Source organism: Streptomyces polyrhachis (assembly GCF_042663125.1).
Taxonomy (GTDB): Bacteria; Actinomycetota; Actinomycetes; order Streptomycetales; family Streptomycetaceae; genus Streptomyces; species Streptomyces polyrhachii.
Genome location: NZ_JBHSZO010000045.1, coordinates 24805 through 40831, shown reverse-complemented (window position 1 = coordinate 40831; position 16027 = coordinate 24805). Strand labels below are relative to the sequence as shown.

The 16027-nt window shown below is 72.9% G+C and carries 15 protein-coding genes and 1 pseudogene; 13 read left to right on the top strand and 3 right to left on the bottom strand.

Going from position 1 to position 16027, the window contains the following annotated elements:
- The coding region (locus ACFQLX_RS22755) for a PucR family transcriptional regulator (protein WP_386417977.1) at positions 1-955 on the bottom strand (955 nt) is incomplete at its 3' end.
- Between the two features lie 187 nt (positions 956-1142).
- Here ACFQLX_RS22755 and ACFQLX_RS22750 point away from each other — a divergent pair.
- Together ACFQLX_RS22750 and pruA are read left to right on the top strand one after the other, a co-directional pair.
- The gene (locus tag ACFQLX_RS22750) at positions 1143-2069 is read left to right on the top strand and encodes a proline dehydrogenase family protein (RefSeq protein ID WP_386417975.1); all 927 of its coding nucleotides are present in this window, start codon (positions 1143-1145) and stop codon (positions 2067-2069) included.
- Positions 2070-2143: 74 nt separating this feature from the next.
- On the top strand, positions 2144-3775 hold the full coding sequence (pruA, locus tag ACFQLX_RS22745; protein ID WP_386417973.1) for an L-glutamate gamma-semialdehyde dehydrogenase: 1632 nt from the start codon (positions 2144-2146) through the stop codon (positions 3773-3775).
- A gap of 112 nt (positions 3776-3887) precedes the next feature.
- Here pruA and ACFQLX_RS22740 read toward each other — a convergent pair whose 3' ends face one another.
- Positions 3888-4022: a hypothetical protein gene (locus ACFQLX_RS22740; protein ID WP_386417971.1), complete on the bottom strand. Its 135-nt coding sequence runs from the start codon at positions 4020-4022 to the stop codon at positions 3888-3890.
- A gap of 329 nt (positions 4023-4351) precedes the next feature.
- Here ACFQLX_RS22740 and ACFQLX_RS22735 point away from each other — a divergent pair, with 329 nt between their 5' ends.
- The 9 genes and pseudogenes from ACFQLX_RS22735 (at position 4352) to ACFQLX_RS22695 (ending at position 12167) form a co-directional block, all read left to right on the top strand.
- A complete protein-coding gene (locus ACFQLX_RS22735; RefSeq protein ID WP_386417969.1) occupies positions 4352-5392 on the top strand; it encodes a 3-isopropylmalate dehydrogenase in 1041 nt (346 codons plus the stop codon).
- Positions 5393-5630: 238 nt separating this feature from the next.
- Positions 5631-6725 (top strand): branched-chain amino acid aminotransferase, encoded by a 1095-nt coding sequence (locus ACFQLX_RS22730; protein ID WP_386417967.1) that lies wholly within the window; start codon positions 5631-5633, stop codon positions 6723-6725.
- A gap of 363 nt (positions 6726-7088) precedes the next feature.
- Positions 7089-8705 (top strand): citramalate synthase, encoded by a 1617-nt coding sequence (gene cimA, locus ACFQLX_RS22725; RefSeq protein WP_386417965.1) that lies wholly within the window; start codon positions 7089-7091, stop codon positions 8703-8705.
- A 91-nt stretch (positions 8706-8796) separates the two neighbouring features.
- The gene (locus ACFQLX_RS22720) at positions 8797-9300 is read left to right on the top strand and encodes a hypothetical protein (protein WP_386417963.1); all 504 of its coding nucleotides are present in this window, start codon (positions 8797-8799) and stop codon (positions 9298-9300) included.
- 152 nt (positions 9301-9452) lie between these two features.
- A complete protein-coding gene (locus ACFQLX_RS22715) occupies positions 9453-9974 on the top strand; it encodes a SigE family RNA polymerase sigma factor (protein WP_386417961.1) in 522 nt (173 codons plus the stop codon).
- Positions 9971-10876 (top strand): hypothetical protein, encoded by a 906-nt coding sequence (locus ACFQLX_RS22710; RefSeq protein WP_386417959.1) that lies wholly within the window; start codon positions 9971-9973, stop codon positions 10874-10876. Before ACFQLX_RS22715 ends, ACFQLX_RS22710 begins: the two co-directional genes overlap by 4 nt.
- A 13-nt stretch (positions 10877-10889) precedes the next feature.
- Positions 10890-11039, top strand: a pseudogene (locus ACFQLX_RS25820) (glycoside hydrolase family 101 beta sandwich domain-containing protein); the annotation flags it as partial.
- 154 nt (positions 11040-11193) lie between these two features.
- Positions 11194-11970 carry a hypothetical protein gene (locus ACFQLX_RS22700; RefSeq protein WP_386417957.1) on the top strand — a complete coding sequence of 259 codons (777 nt, stop codon included), beginning with the start codon at positions 11194-11196 and terminating at the stop codon, positions 11968-11970.
- Complete coding sequence (locus ACFQLX_RS22695; protein WP_386417955.1) at positions 11967-12167, top strand: NEW3 domain-containing protein; 201 nt, start codon at positions 11967-11969, stop codon at positions 12165-12167. Before ACFQLX_RS22700 ends, ACFQLX_RS22695 begins: the two co-directional genes overlap by 4 nt.
- Here the strand turns inward: ACFQLX_RS22695 and ACFQLX_RS22690 are convergent.
- Positions 12094-13554 carry an MFS transporter gene (locus ACFQLX_RS22690; protein WP_386417953.1) on the bottom strand — a complete coding sequence of 487 codons (1461 nt, stop codon included), beginning with the start codon at positions 13552-13554 and terminating at the stop codon, positions 12094-12096. The genes ACFQLX_RS22695 and ACFQLX_RS22690 overlap by 74 nt on opposite strands.
- A 99-nt stretch (positions 13555-13653) precedes the next feature.
- Here ACFQLX_RS22690 and ACFQLX_RS22685 point away from each other — a divergent pair, with 99 nt between their 5' ends.
- Together ACFQLX_RS22685 and ACFQLX_RS22680 are read left to right on the top strand one after the other, a co-directional pair.
- Positions 13654-14145 carry a MarR family winged helix-turn-helix transcriptional regulator gene (locus ACFQLX_RS22685; protein WP_386417951.1) on the top strand — a complete coding sequence of 164 codons (492 nt, stop codon included), beginning with the start codon at positions 13654-13656 and terminating at the stop codon, positions 14143-14145.
- A gap of 236 nt (positions 14146-14381) precedes the next feature.
- The gene (locus ACFQLX_RS22680; protein ID WP_386417949.1) at positions 14382-15977 is read left to right on the top strand and encodes an acyl-CoA carboxylase subunit beta; all 1596 of its coding nucleotides are present in this window, start codon (positions 14382-14384) and stop codon (positions 15975-15977) included.
- The last annotated feature ends 50 nt before the right edge of the window (positions 15978-16027 follow it).

Here is a 16027-nt window from a genome sequence, read left to right as displayed (position 1 = left end):
CCAGGCCCAGGGCGTAGTCGGGCCACCAGGTGCCGGCCGCCCGCGCCGCCGCCAGCGCCTCGCGCCAGGCCGCCGCCAGGTCCGTCAGCCCGGTGCGGGGGTCGCTGACTCCGGCGCCGCGGACCGCCCGCGCCGCCCCCTCGCCCGTACGACCCCGCGCCGCCGGCGGTGACTCCAGCAGCCGCAGCGCCGCCTTGACCGCCGGCTCCGTACCGCCCGCCGTCCGCAGCCGGACCAGCGCGGCCAGCGCACCGGCGCCCCCCGCAAGCGATCCGGGCGCCCGTACCGCACAGGTCGCCGCCACCCCCGGCGCCGACGGAACCACGCCCTGCGTATCGGCGCCCTCCCGGCCGGCCGCCGCCCACGGCAGCACCGCCACCAGCGCCAGATGACCGTCCGCCGCCGCGCCCAGCGCCGCCCGCAGTCCCACCTCCGCCGCCGCCCGCCCCGTCTGCGGCCCGGCGACCAGCTCCCGCAGCAGCGCCCCCGCCTCAGCCCCCGCGCGGGCCTCCGCCGCCAGCAGCGCACCGATCCGGTCGGCGCTCTCCATCGCCTGCGCGATCCGGGGGTCCGCCGGGGCCCCGGGGCCGCCCAGCTCCACCTCCGCCAGATGGCCGTCGTCGAGCAGCCACACGTACCCGCGCACCACCCCGCCGTGCCGGGCCGGCAGGCAGATCCGCCCGCGCACCACCCCGGCCGAGGGGTCCGGCGGGATCCGCAGCGGACCGCTCGCCCGCGCGATGCCGAACGCCTCGAACCAGGCCCGCACCGCCGCCGTGGACCGGCGCCGCAGGATCGAGCTGGTGCGGACCGGGTCCATCAGCGCGGCCCCGTCGTCGTCCCCCGCCTCGTGCGCGCCGAAGGCGATCAGGCCGAAATCCCGGTCCTCCAGGGTGGCCGGCGCCTCCAGCGCGGCCGAGATCTCGTCGACCAGAGTCTGGTAGTCCCCACGCATGCCCGCAGCCTCTCATACAGATGTATGAAGCAGCGCGTGCGGATGCGTGACAGGTGTCGATGGATCAGGATCGGAGCGGTCCCTAGATTCACGGTGGGTACACCCGCGCGCCCACCGGGCAGGCGGGCAACAGCAGATGCCGCCGCCCCCGGCGCCCCACCACAAGAACATCCCCAGGAGGTGCCCCGTGCTGGGTCCCGTGCTCCTCGCCGCTTCCCGCAGCGACCGGATGCGTAAGATCGTCGCCGCCGCCCCGGTCACCAAGCCGGTGGTGGAGCGCTTCGTCGCCGGCGAGCAGCTCGCCGACGCGGTCGGCGCCGTCCGCGAACTGGACGCGCGCGGCATGGAGGTCACCCTCGACTTCCTCGGCGAGGACATCACCGACCCCGCCGAGGCGCTGCGCACCCGCGACAACTACCTCCGCCTCGCCGAGGCCCTGGCCGGCGAGCAGCTGGGCCCGCGCGCCGAGCTGTCGGTGAAGCTCTCCGCCTTCGGCCAGGCGCTGCCCGGCGGCCACGACCTCGCGCTGGCCAACATCCTCCCCGTGGTGGAGGCGGCGGCCGAGGCGAACACCACGGTGACCCTCGACATGGAGGACCACACCACCGTCGACTCCACCCTCGCCATCCTCGCCGACCTGCGCGCCCGCTTCCCGCAGACCGGCGCCGTGCTGCAGTCCTACCTCTTCCGCACCGAGGACGACTGCCGTGCGCTGGCCGCCGCCGGCTCGCGCGTGCGGCTGGTCAAGGGCGCCTACAAGGAGCCCGCGACCGTCGCCTTCCAGGACAAGCGCGAGGTGGACCGGGCGTACGTGCGCTGCCTGAAGATCCTGCTGGCCGGCGAGGGCTACCCGATGATCGGCTCCCACGACCCGCGCATGATCGCCATCACCCGCGACCTGGCGCGCCGCTTCGGCCGCAAGAGCGACGAGTACGAGTTCCAGATGCTCTACGGCATCCGCGAGAGCGAGCAGGAGCGCCTGGTCGCCGAGGGCCACCGGATGCGTGTCTACGTCCCGTACGGCACCGACTGGTACGGATACTTCATGCGGCGTCTGGCCGAGCGCCCCGCGAACCTGGTGTTCTTCCTGCGCTCGCTGGCCTCGCGCGGCTGACCGCGCCCCGTACGCACTGCCCGTACACCCCCCGCTGCCCCAAGTCCCAACCCCTCTAAGGAGATACGGCCCCCATGGACGCTGTGACCCAGGTCCCCGTGCCGGTCAACGAGCCGGTGCACAGCTACGCCCCCGGCACCCCGGAGCGCGCCCGGCTGGAGGCGGCCCTCGCCGAACTGGCCGGCAACCCGATCGAGCTGCCGATGACCATCGGCGGCGTCCGGCGGATGGCCGGCGGTGAGCGCTTCGAGGTCGTCCAGCCGCACGACCACAAGGCCGTCCTGGGCACCTCCGCGCACGCCACCCGCGCCGACGCGCAGGACGCCGTCGACGCCGCCCTGGCCGCCGCCCCCGCCTGGCGCGCGCTGTCCTTCGACGACCGCGCCGCGATCATCCTGAAGGCCGCCGACCTGCTCGCCGGCCCCTGGCGCGAGACCCTCGCGGCCTCCACGATGCTCGGCCAGTCCAAGACCGCCCAGCAGGCCGAGATCGACACCCCCTGCGAGCTGGTCGACTTCTGGCGCTTCAACGTCCACTTCGCCCGCCAGATCCTCGCCGAGCAGCCTCCGGCCCAGTCGCCCGGCGTGTGGAACCGCTCCGACCACCGGCCCCTCGAGGGCTTCGTCTACGCGATCACGCCGTTCAACTTCACCGCGATCGCCGGCAACCTGCCGACCGCCCCGGCCCTGATGGGCAACACCGTGGTCTGGAAGCCCTCCCCGACGCAGACGCACGCCGCCGTGCTGCTCATGCGGCTGCTGGAGGAGGCGGGCCTGCCGCCGGGCGTCATCAACCTCGTCACCGGCGACGGCGTCGAGGTCTCCGAGGTGGCCCTGGTCCACCCCGACCTGGCCGGCATCCACTTCACCGGCTCGACGAAGACCTTCCAGTACCTGTGGAAGACGGTCGGCGAGAACATCGGGAACTACCGCACCTACCCGCGCCTGGTCGGCGAGACCGGCGGCAAGGACTTCCTGGTCGCCCACCCCTCGGCGGACCGCGCCGTGCTGAAGACCGCGATCACCCGCGGCGCCTTCGAGTTCCAGGGCCAGAAGTGCTCGGCGCTCTCGCGCGCCTACGTCCCGGCGTCGATCTGGAACGACGGCTTCCGCGAGGAGCTGGCCGCCGAGGCCGAGGGCATCACCATGGGCCCCGTCACCGACCTGTCGAACTTCATGTCGGCGGTCATCGACGAGCGCTCCTTCGCCAAGAACAAGGCTGCGATCGACCGCGCCGCCGCCGACCCGACCTGCACGATCGTCGCGGGCGGCACGTACGACGACTCCACCGGCTACTTCGTCCGCCCGACGATCATCGAGTCGACCGACCCGGAGAACGAGGTCTTCAAGACCGAGTACTTCGGCCCGATCGTCGCGGTGCACGTCTACGAGGACGAGGCGTACGAGGAGATGCTCGCGCAGATGGAGTCGGTCTCCGCGTACGCCCTGACCGGCGCCGTCATCGCCCAGGACCGCGCGGCCGCGGCCGCCGCCTGCGAGGCGCTGCGCTTCGCGGCGGGCAACTTCTACATCAACGACAAGCCCACCGGCGCCGTCGTCGGCCAGCAGCCCTTCGGCGGCGGGCGTGCCTCCGGCACGAACGACAAGGCGGGCGCGAAGCAGAACCTGATGCGCTGGACGTCCACGCGCTCCATCAAGGAGACGATGGTCCCGCCGACGGACTACCGCTACTCCCACATGGGCTGACGCCCGCCCGGCGCCGCGGACGGCGCCCCCCGCACTCCGCCCCCGGCCCCTTCCCCCCAGGCCGGGGGCGGACGCGCGTGCCGGGACGGCGAAGGCGGCGGGCGGACGGCCGTCAGCGGGGCGCCGCGCCGCCGTTGTCGCGGCGGTCCAGGGCGCGCTGGAGGGCGGCTGCCGCCTGGCGGCGGTCCGCGGTGTCCGACGGGCGGGGCGCGCGGCGGGCGCGGCGGGGGGTGGTCGTGGGGGCCATGGCGTCTCCTCGGAGCAGCGCGAGAAAGAAGGGGATGGCCGTACGGCGGGAGCGGGCGCCGCAGGGGTTGCCTGCTGGGGGCGTCTGGGCTCTACCGCGTCGCTGGATGGGCGACAGCGCATTCCGGCTCCTACAAAAGTAGGACGTCCGAGCGGTTCTGTCCCGCCGATTGCTCGGACTTCCTACTATGTGAGACGCCGACCCCGCCGACCTGCGGTTCCACGCCCCGGAAGGAGCCCCCGGCCCCGTACACCCCCGCACGACCGGCCCGCTCGTCCGCATCATGGACGCGAATTCCATCCCCTGGACCCCCGGCGTACGCTTCCCCCATGTCTCGCAGCATCCGCCTCGCAGTGATCCCCGGTGACGGTATCGGCCCCGAGGTCGTCGCCCAGGGCCTCAAGGTCCTCGCCGCCGTCCTCCCCCAGGACGTGAAGCTGGAGACCGAGACCTACGACCTCGGCGCCCGGCGCTGGCACGCCACGGGGGAGACCCTCCCCGACGCGGAGCTGGAGCGGCTGAAGGACCACGACGCGATCCTGCTCGGCGCCATCGGCGACCCGGGCGTCCCCTCGGGCGTGCTGGAGCGCGGCCTGCTGCTGAAGCTGCGCTTCGCCTTCGACCACTACGTCAACCTGCGCCCCTCCAAGCTCTTCCCGCACACCCCCACCCCCCTCGCCGGCCGCCCCGACATCGACTTCGTCGTCGTCCGCGAGGGCACCGAGGGCCCGTACACCGGCAACGGCGGCTCCCTGCGCACCGGGACGCCCGCCGAGGTGGCGACCGAGGTCAGCGTGAACACCGCGTACGGCGTCGAGCGGGTCGTCCGCGACGCCTTCGCCCGCGCCCAGGCCCGCCCGCGCCGGAAGCTCACCCTCGTCCACAAGAACAACGTCCTGGTCTACGCCGGACACCTGTGGAAGAACACCTTCGACCGCGTGGCCCTGGAGTACCCGGACGTCACCACCGACTACCTGCACGTCGACGCGGCCACGATCTTCCTGGTCAACGACCCGGCCCGGTTCGACGTCATCGTCACCGACAACCTCTTCGGCGACATCCTCACCGACCTCGCCGCCGCCGTCACCGGCGGCATCGGACTCGCCGCCTCCGGCAACATCAACCCGGACGGCACCTTCCCGTCGATGTTCGAGCCCGTCCACGGCTCGGCCCCGGACATCGCCGGCACCGGCACAGCGGACCCGACGGCCACCATCCTCTCGGTCGCCCTGCTGCTGCGCCACCTCGGCTACGAGCCGCAGGCCGCCCGCATCGAGACCGCCGTCGCGGCGGACCTCGCCGAGCGCGCCGGCGCCCCGCGCACCACCGAGGAGACCGGCGACGCGCTCGCCGCGCGAGTAGCCGGCTGACCGCCGGGACCCGCACGTACAGCCGACCCGACGGTCAGGTGCACACAAGCCAGGGCTGGAACCGGACCGCGCGCCTGCGCGCGGCCCGGTGCGACGATGACCTGGACCGTGCCCCCCTTTTCGCATCTGCTCCCGCCCCGGTAGATAATCGGGGTGGGGCCGCGGCGCGAGGGAAAGCTCGGACGTCCTAGTAGAGGGCGCGGTCCGCCACATACGTGACAGCGAAGGACACGCGACTATGACGACCGCGATCGAGCTCAAGCCCTCCTCCCACCCGCTGGCGGACGCCGAGCGGGAGGCGATCCTGGCCAACCCCGGCTTCGGCCGGTACTTCACCGACCACATGGTCACCATCCGCTGGACCGAGGGCCGCGGCTGGCACGACGCCCAGCTCCAGCCCTACGCGCCGCTGTCCATCGACCCGGCCAACATGACGCTCCACTACGGCCAGGCGATCTTCGAGGGGATGAAGGTCTTCCGCCAGGCCGACGGCACCCTGGGCACCTTCCGTCCCGAGGCCAACGCCGAGCGCTTCCAGCGCTCCGCCCGCCGCCTGGCGATGGCCGAGCTGCCCACCGAGATGTTCATGGCGGCCGTCGAGGCGCTGGTGGCGCAGGACGAGGCCTGGGTGCCCAGCGGCGGCGAGGCGTCCCTCTACCTGCGCCCCTTCATGATCGCCACCGAGCTGGGCCTGGGCGTGCGCCCGGCCAACGAGTACCTCTTCATCCTCATCGCCTCCCCGGCCGGGGCCTACTTCCCGCGCGGCCTCAAGCCCGTCTCCGTCTGGCTCTCCGAGGAGTACGTGCGCGCGGCCCCCGGCGGCACGGGCGAGGCCAAGTGCGCCGGCAACTACGCCGCCTCGCTGGTCGCCCAGGCGCAGGCCGCCGCGCAGGGCTGCGACCAGGTGGTCTGGCTGGACGCGCTGGAGCGCCGCTGGATCGAGGAGATGGGCGGCATGAACCTCTACTTCGTCCAGGGCAGCGGCGACGACGCCGTGATCGTCACCCCCGAGCTGACCGGCACCCTGCTGGCGGGCATCACCCGCGACTCCCTGCTGAAGATCGCCGCCGACCTGGGCTACCGGGTCGAGGAGCGCCGCATCTCCAAGGAGGAGTGGGAGCAGGGCAACGCCGACGGCACGATCACGGAGGTCTTCGCCTGCGGCACGGCCGCGGTGATCACCCCGGTCGGCGCGGTGAAGTCCGCCGGCGCCGAGTGGACGGTGGGCGACGGCGGCACGGGCCCGGTCACCGCCCGCCTGCGCGAGGCGCTCCTCGCCATCCAGACCGGCCAGGCCGCCGACGAGCACGGCTGGATGCACCGCCTGGGCTGAGCCCTCCCGGGGGTACGGGCCACACCGGCCGGTGTGGCCCGTACCCCCGCAGCCGAGCGGCCCCCACCGCCCGCCGGCCCGCATGATGAGACGGACAGGCCGTCTCCGGTGAGATGTGCCAGACTTCCCCCGTGCCCACTTTCGCCATGATTATCGGCAGCAGGCGCGCCGGTCCGCAGTGACCGCCCCACCGCACCCATCGGTGCGACGGCGGCCGCGAAGCCCCCGACCAGCGTGCAGACCTCTCGCGACCAGCGAGGGGTTTTTTCGTTTACCGGCCACCGTCACCGGGAGGCGAAGCGGCGCGGACCTCGGGGGAGGACCGGCTTTCGACGGTCGCAAGTCACCTTCCTGGAGCCCCGGATGACCTTCCAGCCCGTACCACCGGACGACAGCTTCCACGTCTTCGACACCACGCTGCGCGACGGTGCCCAGCGCGAGGGCATCAACCTCTCGGTGGCGGACAAGCTGGTGATCGCCCGCCACCTGGACGAGTTCGGCGTCGGCTTCATCGAGGGCGGCTGGCCGGGGGCGGTGCCGCGCGACACCGAGTTCTTCCGCCGGGCCCGTACCGAGATCGACTTCCGGCACGCGCAGCTGGTCGCCTTCGGCGCCACCCGCAAGGCCGGCACCGCCGTCCAGGACGACGCGCAGGTCGCCGCCCTGCTCGCCTCCGAGGCGCCGGTGGTCTGCCTGGTCGCCAAGTCCCACGACCGGCACGTGGAGTTGGCGCTGCGCACCACCCCGGCGGAGAACCTGGCGATGGTCCGCGAGACCGTCGCGTACCTGCGCGCGCAGGGCCGCCGGGTCTTCGTGGACTGCGAGCACTTCTTCGACGGCTTCCGCGCCAACCCCGCCTACGCCACGGAGGTGGTCCGTGCGGCCGCCGGCGCCGGCGCCGAGGTCGTCGTCCTGTGCGACACCAACGGCGGCATGCTCCCCGCCGGCGTCCACGCCGTCGTCTCCGAGGTGCTCGCCGCCACCGGCGCCCGGCTGGGCATCCACGCCCAGGACGACACCGGCTGCGCGGTCGCCAACACCCTCGCCGCCGTCGACGCCGGCGCCACGCACGTGCAGTGCACGGCCAACGGCTACGGCGAACGCGTCGGCAACGCCAACCTCTTCCCCGTCGTCGCCGCGCTGGAGTTGAAGTACGACCGCCGCGTGCTGCCCCCCGGCGCCCTGCGCGAGATGACCCGCATCTCGCACGCCATCGCCGAGACCGTCAACCTCACCCCCTCCACCCACCAGCCCTACGTCGGCGTCTCGGCCTTCGCGCACAAGGCCGGCCTGCACGCCTCCGCCATCAAGGTCGACCCCGACCTCTACCAGCACACCGACCCCGCGCTGGTCGGCAACAGCATGCGGATGCTGGTCTCCGACATGGCCGGCCGCGCCTCGATCGAGCTGAAGGGCAGGGAGCTGGGCATCGACCTCGGCGGCGACCGCGAGCTGGTCGGCCGGGTGGTGGACCGGGTCAAGCAGGCGGAACTGCGCGGCTACTCGTACGAGGCGGCGGACGCCTCCTTCGAGCTGCTGCTGCGCGAGGAGGCCGCCGGGCGTCCACTGCGCTACTTCCGCACCGAGTCCTGGCGCGCGATCACCGAGTACCGCCCCGACGGCACGCACGCCATCGAGGCGACGGTGAAGCTCTGGGCGAAGGGCGAGCGGATGATCGCCACCGCCGAGGGCAACGGCCCCGTCCACGCCCTGGACCGGGCACTGCGGGTGGCGCTGGAGCGGACCCATCCGCAGCTGGCGGGGCTGGAGCTGGTGGACTACAAGGCCCGCATCCTGGAGGGCGCGCACGGTACGCAGTCCACCACCCGGGTGCTGGTCACCACCAGCGACGGCGCCGCCGAGTGGTCGACGGTCGGCGTCGGGGACAACGTGGTGGCGGCCTCTTGGCAGGCGCTGGACGACGCCTACGCGTACGGGCTGCTGCGGGCGGGCGTGGAACCGGAAGGGGCGGGGGAGTAGCGGTCGGCGGGGCTCGGTGCGGTAGCGGGCCGGTTGCGTCGCAGGTCAGGTGCCCTGGTCCGGTCCCCATCCCAGCCCGACAATCGTGTACATGACTAAGACATGGAAGGCGCTCCCTGGAGTGCTCGCACTCGTCCTGGCCCTCTTCGGGCTCTCGCTGGCAACGGCCGCCCCCGCGCACGCGGTCACCAAGATCTCCCACGCGCAGGCCACCAGCATGTTCCGCAACGCGGGGATCACCTGGTCCTCCTCCGGCGGCTGCTCCAACCGCTACAACTCCACCTGCACGTCCTTCGAGCAGCTCAACCTCGCCACCGCCCAGGGCGCCGTCACCCTGAAGCAGGCCAGCGGCTGCGCGCTGAACATCACCGGCGGCACGGAGACGGGCCACGCGAGCGGCACGTACAGCCACTGGAACGGCTACAAGCTGGACTACAGCAAGTACAGCTGCGTCGGGAACTACATCAAGACCTACTTCACCTACATCGGCCTGCGCGGCGACGGCGCCCCCCAGTGGCGCTCCGGCTCGGGCAACATCTACGCCGACGAGGGCAACCACTGGGACGTCCTGTACTACAACTGCGGCGGCTGCTGACCGCCCCGGCCCGCCGCGCCGTCTCCCCGGTCACGGATTGGTTGCACCGCCGGGCCCGTGCAGCAGTACGGGCCCGGCGCACGTCTGGAAGGGGGAGGCCGACAGGGGCCGCAGGGGAGGGACCATGTGCGTACAGCAACCGGGGGTGGCGGATGCGAGCCGCTGACACCGCAGACTTCGCGGACTTCGTCACCGCCCGCGCGGGGGTGCTCTTCCGCACCGCGCTGCTGCTGACGGGCGACCGCGACCGCGCCGACGACCTGGTGCAGTCCACGCTGGAGAAGGTCTACCGCAACTGGCGGAAGGTCAGCGCCGCCGACTCGCCCGAGGCGTACGCCCGGCGCATCCTGGTCAACCTGGCCAAGGACGGCTGGCGCGGCAGGAAGGGTGAGCTGCCGCTGCTGGAGGACCGCCGGGTCGCCCCCGACCCGTACGGCCCCCTCACGCTCCGGGACGAACTCCTGCGCGCGCTGCGGGCGTTGCCGTACGGGATGCGGGCGGTGCTGGTCCTGCGCTACTTCGAGGACCGGCCCGACGAGGAGATCGCCGAGCTGCTGGGTGTGGCGCCCGCGACGGTGCGCTCCCAGGCGGCGCGCGGTCTGCAGAAGCTGCGGGCGGCCGCGCTCCCGGCCACCGGAAACGTGATCCGACCGGGATTCGGAGGGGCGGCATGACCGACACGCACGAGTTCGACGTGGAAGCGGAGTTGAAGGCGGCGCTGGCGGACTACGCCCACCGCGAGCCCGCCCCCGGCTACGAGGCGGAGCACATCGTCCGACGCGCGCGCCGCGGCAGCCGCCGGGTGTGGGCCGCCGGAGCGGCGGCGGTCGCGGCGGCGGTGGCGGCAGCGGGCCTGCTGTGGCTGCCGACCGGGAGCGGCACTCCTGACCCGACTTTTCCGGCCACACACACCACACCGCCGCCGACCGGGCACACCACTCCTCCGGCGCAGACACGGCGGGGGGACGCGGAGGATCCCGCGTACCAGATCGAGATCACCCGGGACTTCTACCAGAGGGTGAGTACGGCCCAGACGGGGGCCACCCTGTCGATCCCCGCCATCAAGGCGCAGGAGGACCTGTTCGTGGACCGTGCCGCCTACGAGCGGTACTGGGGCCTGGACGGCATCAACGCCACCTGCGGCGCCCGCGCCAACGGCTTCGTCGCCTTCCAGACCCAGGTGACGTTCTACGACGGCCCGCGCCCCCTGCCCCGGACAGCGCGGCTGATTCTGGACCCGGCCACCGGCCGCGTCGCGAAGGTCGAATGCCACCCGCTGGGGGAGAAGAGCGGAGACGCCACGCTGGGCGGCTTCTTCGGAGCACTGGTGGAGAGCGGCCCCGAGGACACAGCGGGGATTCTCGCCGCCCGCCAGGATTTCTTCGCGGCGGAGATGGAAACCCGCAGCACCCTGACGGGAATGTGCACCACCACCGTGCCGGAGACCTGGTACGCGGACAGTCCGGCGGCCGCCACCCTGACGCACGGCTGGACAGTCCGTATCAACGACGGGCCCCCCTTCAAGGTCGGCATCGACGAGAACGGCCGCATCTCCTCCACCGACTGCGAAAGCTGATCCCCCCGGGGCCGGCCGGCGCGCGGTGCAGGAGAAGGGCAAGCGGACCTTCTACCAGGGCAACGCCACGATCCTGGACGGGACTTGGTACCTGCTGCCCTGGCAGAAGGGCTGGGGCGAGGCGGCCACCGCCGACAAGCCCTACCACTACAACACCAAGGGCGGTAAGAGCAGCTTGATATGCGCGCGGTCCCCGCCACCGGCACCGCGGTTCACGTGCGGCGATCGGTTCAGCGTCCGGCGGGGCGGCGATCCCCGGGTGCGCCCGACTCGAAAGAGCCGGACGCAGTCCAGACGCCGGCATCGCGTCACCGCCAGTGACGCCGCACACGGGCTCTCCCCAAGGATCGGCCCGGACTCCTCCGCGCCCGCTATCGCCTCCACCCCTCAGCGCCCAGGCCGGCCAGCCCTACGTCCTCTACCCGGTCGGTACGACCCCGCAGGCCGCCGACCCGCAGTGGGGTGAGGGCGCCAAGGTCGCCGACCCCGGCTTCAACGACGAGGGCCTCGACGCCTGGACCAAGACGGGCCCCGTCTTTGACCAGACCGACGGCAAGGACCACCGCACCGCCGTCCTAGGCGCCGGCGCCACTGCCGCGCGGGAGCGGCGGATCACCGGCCTGGAGCCGGGCAAGCGCTACACCGCCTCCGTCAACGTGGAGGTCGAGCCCGGCAAGGAGCGCGCCACCACGCTGGCAGTGAAGGGCGGCGGCCTGGACGCGGCCGTGTCGCTGAACCGCTCCATGGCTCCGAACCAGGTCGCGGGGGAGGAGCAGCACAGCACGTACTTCCAGCGTGTGAAGCTCAACTTCACCGCACCGGCGGACGGTTCGGCCGTCCTGCGCCTGGCGGCCGACAGCGCCGCCGCGGTCGTACGGGCCGATGACGTGCGCCTGGTCGCCAACGCGCCGACCACCGAGGACGGCGCCCTGGTCCACGAGGACTTCGAGGACGTCGACCAGGGCTGGGGCCCTTCGCCAAGGGCGACGCGGGCGGCGTCACCGACCCCGGCGCCGCCACCACGGCCCGCGCCTGCGCGAACGTCGCGCTCAACGCCCCGGCCGCGCTGGAGCCCGGCCAGGCCAACGAGGTGACCGCCGTCTTCACCAACTACGAGGCCGCCCAGGCGCAGAACGTCCGCCTGGACCTCGACATCCCGGCGGGCTGGACCGCCTCGCCCGCCGGCGCGGTGGACCTCGGCTCGGTCGCCGCCGTGCTCAGACCCCGACCGCCTCCTTCACCGGCCCGTCCGCCGCGGCCCGCGCCCGCGGCCTCAGCACGGTCAGCGTGAGCAGCCCCGCCGTGACGACCAGTGCGGTGCCGATCCCGAAGGCCAGATGGAAGCCGCTGGTCAGCGCCTCGGCCCGGGGCTCCCCGGCCGCCAGTGCATTCTGCGTACGGGCCGCCGCCAGCGTCGAGAGCACCGCCACGCCCAGCGCCGAGCCGACCGACTGACCGGTGTTGAACAGCCCCGACACCACCCCGGCGTCGTCCGGCCGGGCTGCCGACATCCCGAGCGTCATCATCGCCGGCAGGACGAGCCCGCCACCGCTGATCAGCACCATCGTCGGCAGCAGGTCGCGGACGAACACCGCGCCGTCCGCCGGGGTGCGCAGCAGCAGCCCGAGCGCCGCCGTCAGCATCGCCAACCCGGCCAGCAGCACGGCGCGTTCGCCGTACCGCGCGATCAGCCGGCCCGCCAGTCCGAGGGCGACCGCGCCGATCAGCAGCGCCGCCGGCAGCATCGCCAGACCCGTCTCCAGGGCGGTGTAGCCCAGCACCTGCTGCATGTAGAGGGCCACGATCACCTGGAAGGCGAACATGCCGGCGATGACCAGCCCCTGGATGACGTTGGCGCCGGCGACCTCGCGGGAGCGCAGGATCCGCAGCGGCAGCAGCGGTGTGGCGACCCTGGCCTGGCGCAGGACGAAGGCGGCGAGCAGCAGCAGCGAGAGGCCGCCCAGCCCCAGCGTGTGCGCCGAACCCCAGCCGTACTGCTCGGTCTTGACGATGGTGTAGACGCCGAGCATCAGCCCCGAGGTGACCAGCGCCGCGCCCAGCGCGTCGGCGCCGGCCCGCAGGCCGAGACCGCGCTCGGTGGGCAGCACGCGCAGGGCGAGTACGGCGGTGGCCGCGCCGATCGGCAGGTTGATGAAGAAGATCCAGTGCCAGCTGAGGCCGTCGGTCAGCACCCCGCCCAGCACCTGGCCGATCGAGGCCCCGGCCGCTCCGGTGAAGGCGAACACGCCCATGGCGCGGGCCCGTTCGGCCGGATCGGGGAAGAGGGTGACGACCATGCCGAGACCCACGGCCGAGGACAGCGCCCCGCCGGCGCCCTGCAGGAAGCGGGCGGCTATCAGCAGCCAGGGCTCGGTGGCGATGCCGCCCAGCACGGAGGCGAGCGTGAAGAGGCCCAGCCCCGCGACGAAGACGTGCCGGCGGCCGACCAGATCGCCCAACCGGCCCGCGAGCAGCAGGAGTCCGGCGAAAGCGATCATGTACGCGTTGAGCGTCCAGGTGAGGTCGGCCGGGGAGAAGCCCAGGTCGCGCTGGATGGCGGGCAGGGCGACGGTGACGATGCTGCCGTCGAGGATGATCATCAGTGCTCCGGCGCTGAGGATCGCCAGGGCGAGCCAGCGGGAGGGGGAGGCGGCTGTGGCGCCGTCGGTAGCGGTCATGGGAACGACCGTAACAGATGATCTGCTACAGGACTATCTCTTTCGGGTCGATCTCTTTGGGGATCGTCCCTTGCCGTGCCCACTTGCTACCGTGGAGCCATGACCCCAGGAGCCCCGAACCGCGCCGTACTGGACCTGACCGGCCACCTCATGCACGCCGGGCACGTACTGAACACCCGGCTCTCCGCCGCGCTGGCCGAGGCCGGCCTCTCGCAGCGCGAGCAGTGCGTGCTCGTCCACGCGCTGGAGGGGGAGCGCACCCAGATCCAGCTCGCGGAGCTGGCCCACCTGGACAAGACGACGATGGTGGCCACCGTGGACCGGCTGGAGAGCGCCGGGCTGGCCGAGCGGCGCCAGTCCGCCGCCGACCGGCGGGCGCGGATCATCCACGTCACCCCGGCGGGACGGGAGGCCGCCGAGCGCGGCCAGGTGATCGTGGACCGCGTCCACCAGGAGGCGCTCGGCGCCGTCCCCGAGGACCGGCGCGAGGTCTTCCTCGACGTGCTGCGCGGCCTCGCCGAGAGCGCGCTCGCCCAGCCCGACCCCGCCGCGACCGGGGTGCGCCGGGCGCGCGGCCCGCGCGCCCGGTAGCGCGCGGCCCCGTCCCGGTGGACGCCCCCGCGCCGTCCCCGCGTCCGCAGGTGTTCACCCGATCAGTCCTTCGCCCCGGAGGCTTTTTGTGAGAGGCCCACAGGCGCACCCCGTACCGCATTGGCCGAAGTAGGGAGCGGACCACGCGTGTGTGTGCCGCCTGCTCAGTCTTTGCCCCCGGACGTTGTAGGTATCCGACATCAGGCTGAGCGGGCCCGGCCCCGTACCGTCGAGGTATGACCACTCTCGATGACGCCCCCGTAGCCGCAGAGCCCCTCGGGAACGAGGCCCGCGGGCGCGCCGCCGAGCTGCACCGCATCCGCGCACTGGCCTACGCCGGCCCCTCCCAGCGGGCCACCGACGCCCAGCGGGCCAAGGGCAAGCTCACCGCCCGCGAGCGTATCGACCTGCTCCTCGACGAGGGCTCCTTCCGCGAGGTCGAGACCCTGCGCCGGCACCGCGCCACGGGCTTCGGCCTGGAGGACAAGCGGCCCTACACCGACGGCGTCGTCACCGGCTGGGGCACCGTCCACGGCCGCACGGTCTTCGTCTACGCCCACGACTTCCGGATCTTCGGCGGCGCCCTGGGCGAGGCCCACGCCACCAAGATCCACAAGATCATGGACATGGCCATCTCGGCGGGCGCGCCGCTGGTCTCCCTCAACGACGGCGCCGGCGCCCGCATCCAGGAGGGCGTCTCCGCCCTCGCCGGCTACGGCGGCATCTTCCAGCGCAACACCCGCGCCTCCGGCGTCATCCCGCAGATCAGCGTGATGCTCGGCCCCTGCGCGGGCGGCGCGGCCTACTCCCCGGCGCTCACCGACTTCGTCTTCATGGTCCGCGAGACCTCGCAGATGTTCATCACGGGACCGGACGTCGTCAAGGCCGTCACCGGCGAGGAGATCACGCAGAACGGCCTGGGCGGCGCGGACGTGCACGCCGAGACCAGCGGCGTGGCGCACTTCGCGTACGACGACGAGGTGACGTGCCTGGAGGAGGTGCGCTACCTGCTGACGCTCCTCCCGCAGAACAACCGGGAGAACCCGCCGGCCGTCGAGTCCCAGGACCCGGCCGACCGCCGCGGCGACGTCCTGCTGGACCTCGTCCCCGCCGACGGCAACCGCCCGTACGACATGCACAAGGTGATCGAGGAGCTCCTCGACGACGGGGAGTTCCTGGAGATCCACGAGCGCTGGGCGCGCAACATCGTCTGCGCGCTGGGCCGCCTCGACGGCCAGGTGGTCGGCATCGTCGCCAACCAGCCCTCGGTGCTGGCCGGCGTGCTGGACATCGAGGCCAGCGAGAAGGCTGCCCGCTTCGTGCAGATGTGCGATGCCTTCAACATCCCGATCGTGACGCTGCTGGACGTCCCCGGCTTCCTGCCGGGCGTCAGCCAGGAGCACGGCGGCATCATCCGCCACGGCGCGAAGCTGCTGTACGCGTACTGCAACGCCACCGTGCCGCGCATCTCGATCGTGCTGCGCAAGGCGTACGGCGGCGCGTACATCGTCATGGACTCCCAGTCCATCGGCGCCGACCTGACCTACGCCTGGCCCACCAACGAGATCGCGGTGATGGGCGCCGAGGGCGCGGCCGGGGTCATCTTCCGCCGCCAGATCGCCGAGGCGGAGGACCCGGAGGCCAAGCGCGCGGAGATGGTCAAGGAGTACAAGGCCGAGCTGATGCACCCGTACTACGCCGCCGAGCGCGGCCTCGTGGACGACGTCATCGACCCGGCGGAGACCCGCGAGACGCTCATCCGCTCGCTGGCGATGCTGCGCACGAAGCACGCCGACCTGCCCTCGCGCAAGCACGGCAACCCGCCGCAGTGACGACACGACACCGCGCGGTCACCCCGGTGTGACGGCGCGGACACGAGACG

Excerpts from the sequence above, each read along its gene's own strand:
- pruA (WP_386417973.1), top strand. The coding sequence starts at position 2,144 with ATGGACGCTGTGACCCAGGTCCCCGTGCCGGTCAACGAGCCGGTGCAC.
- ACFQLX_RS22740 (WP_386417971.1), bottom strand. The coding sequence starts at position 4,022 with ATGGCCCCCACGACCACCCCCCGCCGCGCCCGCCGCGCGCCCCGCCCG.
- ACFQLX_RS22735 (WP_386417969.1), top strand. The coding sequence starts at position 4,352 with ATGTCTCGCAGCATCCGCCTCGCAGTGATCCCCGGTGACGGTATCGGC.
- ACFQLX_RS22730 (WP_386417967.1), top strand. The coding sequence starts at position 5,631 with ATGACGACCGCGATCGAGCTCAAGCCCTCCTCCCACCCGCTGGCGGAC.
- cimA (WP_386417965.1), top strand. The coding sequence starts at position 7,089 with ATGACCTTCCAGCCCGTACCACCGGACGACAGCTTCCACGTCTTCGAC.
- ACFQLX_RS22720 (WP_386417963.1), top strand. The coding sequence starts at position 8,797 with ATGACTAAGACATGGAAGGCGCTCCCTGGAGTGCTCGCACTCGTCCTG.
- ACFQLX_RS22715 (WP_386417961.1), top strand. The coding sequence starts at position 9,453 with ATGCGAGCCGCTGACACCGCAGACTTCGCGGACTTCGTCACCGCCCGC.
- ACFQLX_RS22710 (WP_386417959.1), top strand. The coding sequence starts at position 9,971 with ATGACCGACACGCACGAGTTCGACGTGGAAGCGGAGTTGAAGGCGGCG.
- ACFQLX_RS22690 (WP_386417953.1), bottom strand. The coding sequence starts at position 13,554 with ATGACCGCTACCGACGGCGCCACAGCCGCCTCCCCCTCCCGCTGGCTC.
- ACFQLX_RS22685 (WP_386417951.1), top strand. The coding sequence starts at position 13,654 with ATGACCCCAGGAGCCCCGAACCGCGCCGTACTGGACCTGACCGGCCAC.
- ACFQLX_RS22680 (WP_386417949.1), top strand. The coding sequence starts at position 14,382 with ATGACCACTCTCGATGACGCCCCCGTAGCCGCAGAGCCCCTCGGGAAC.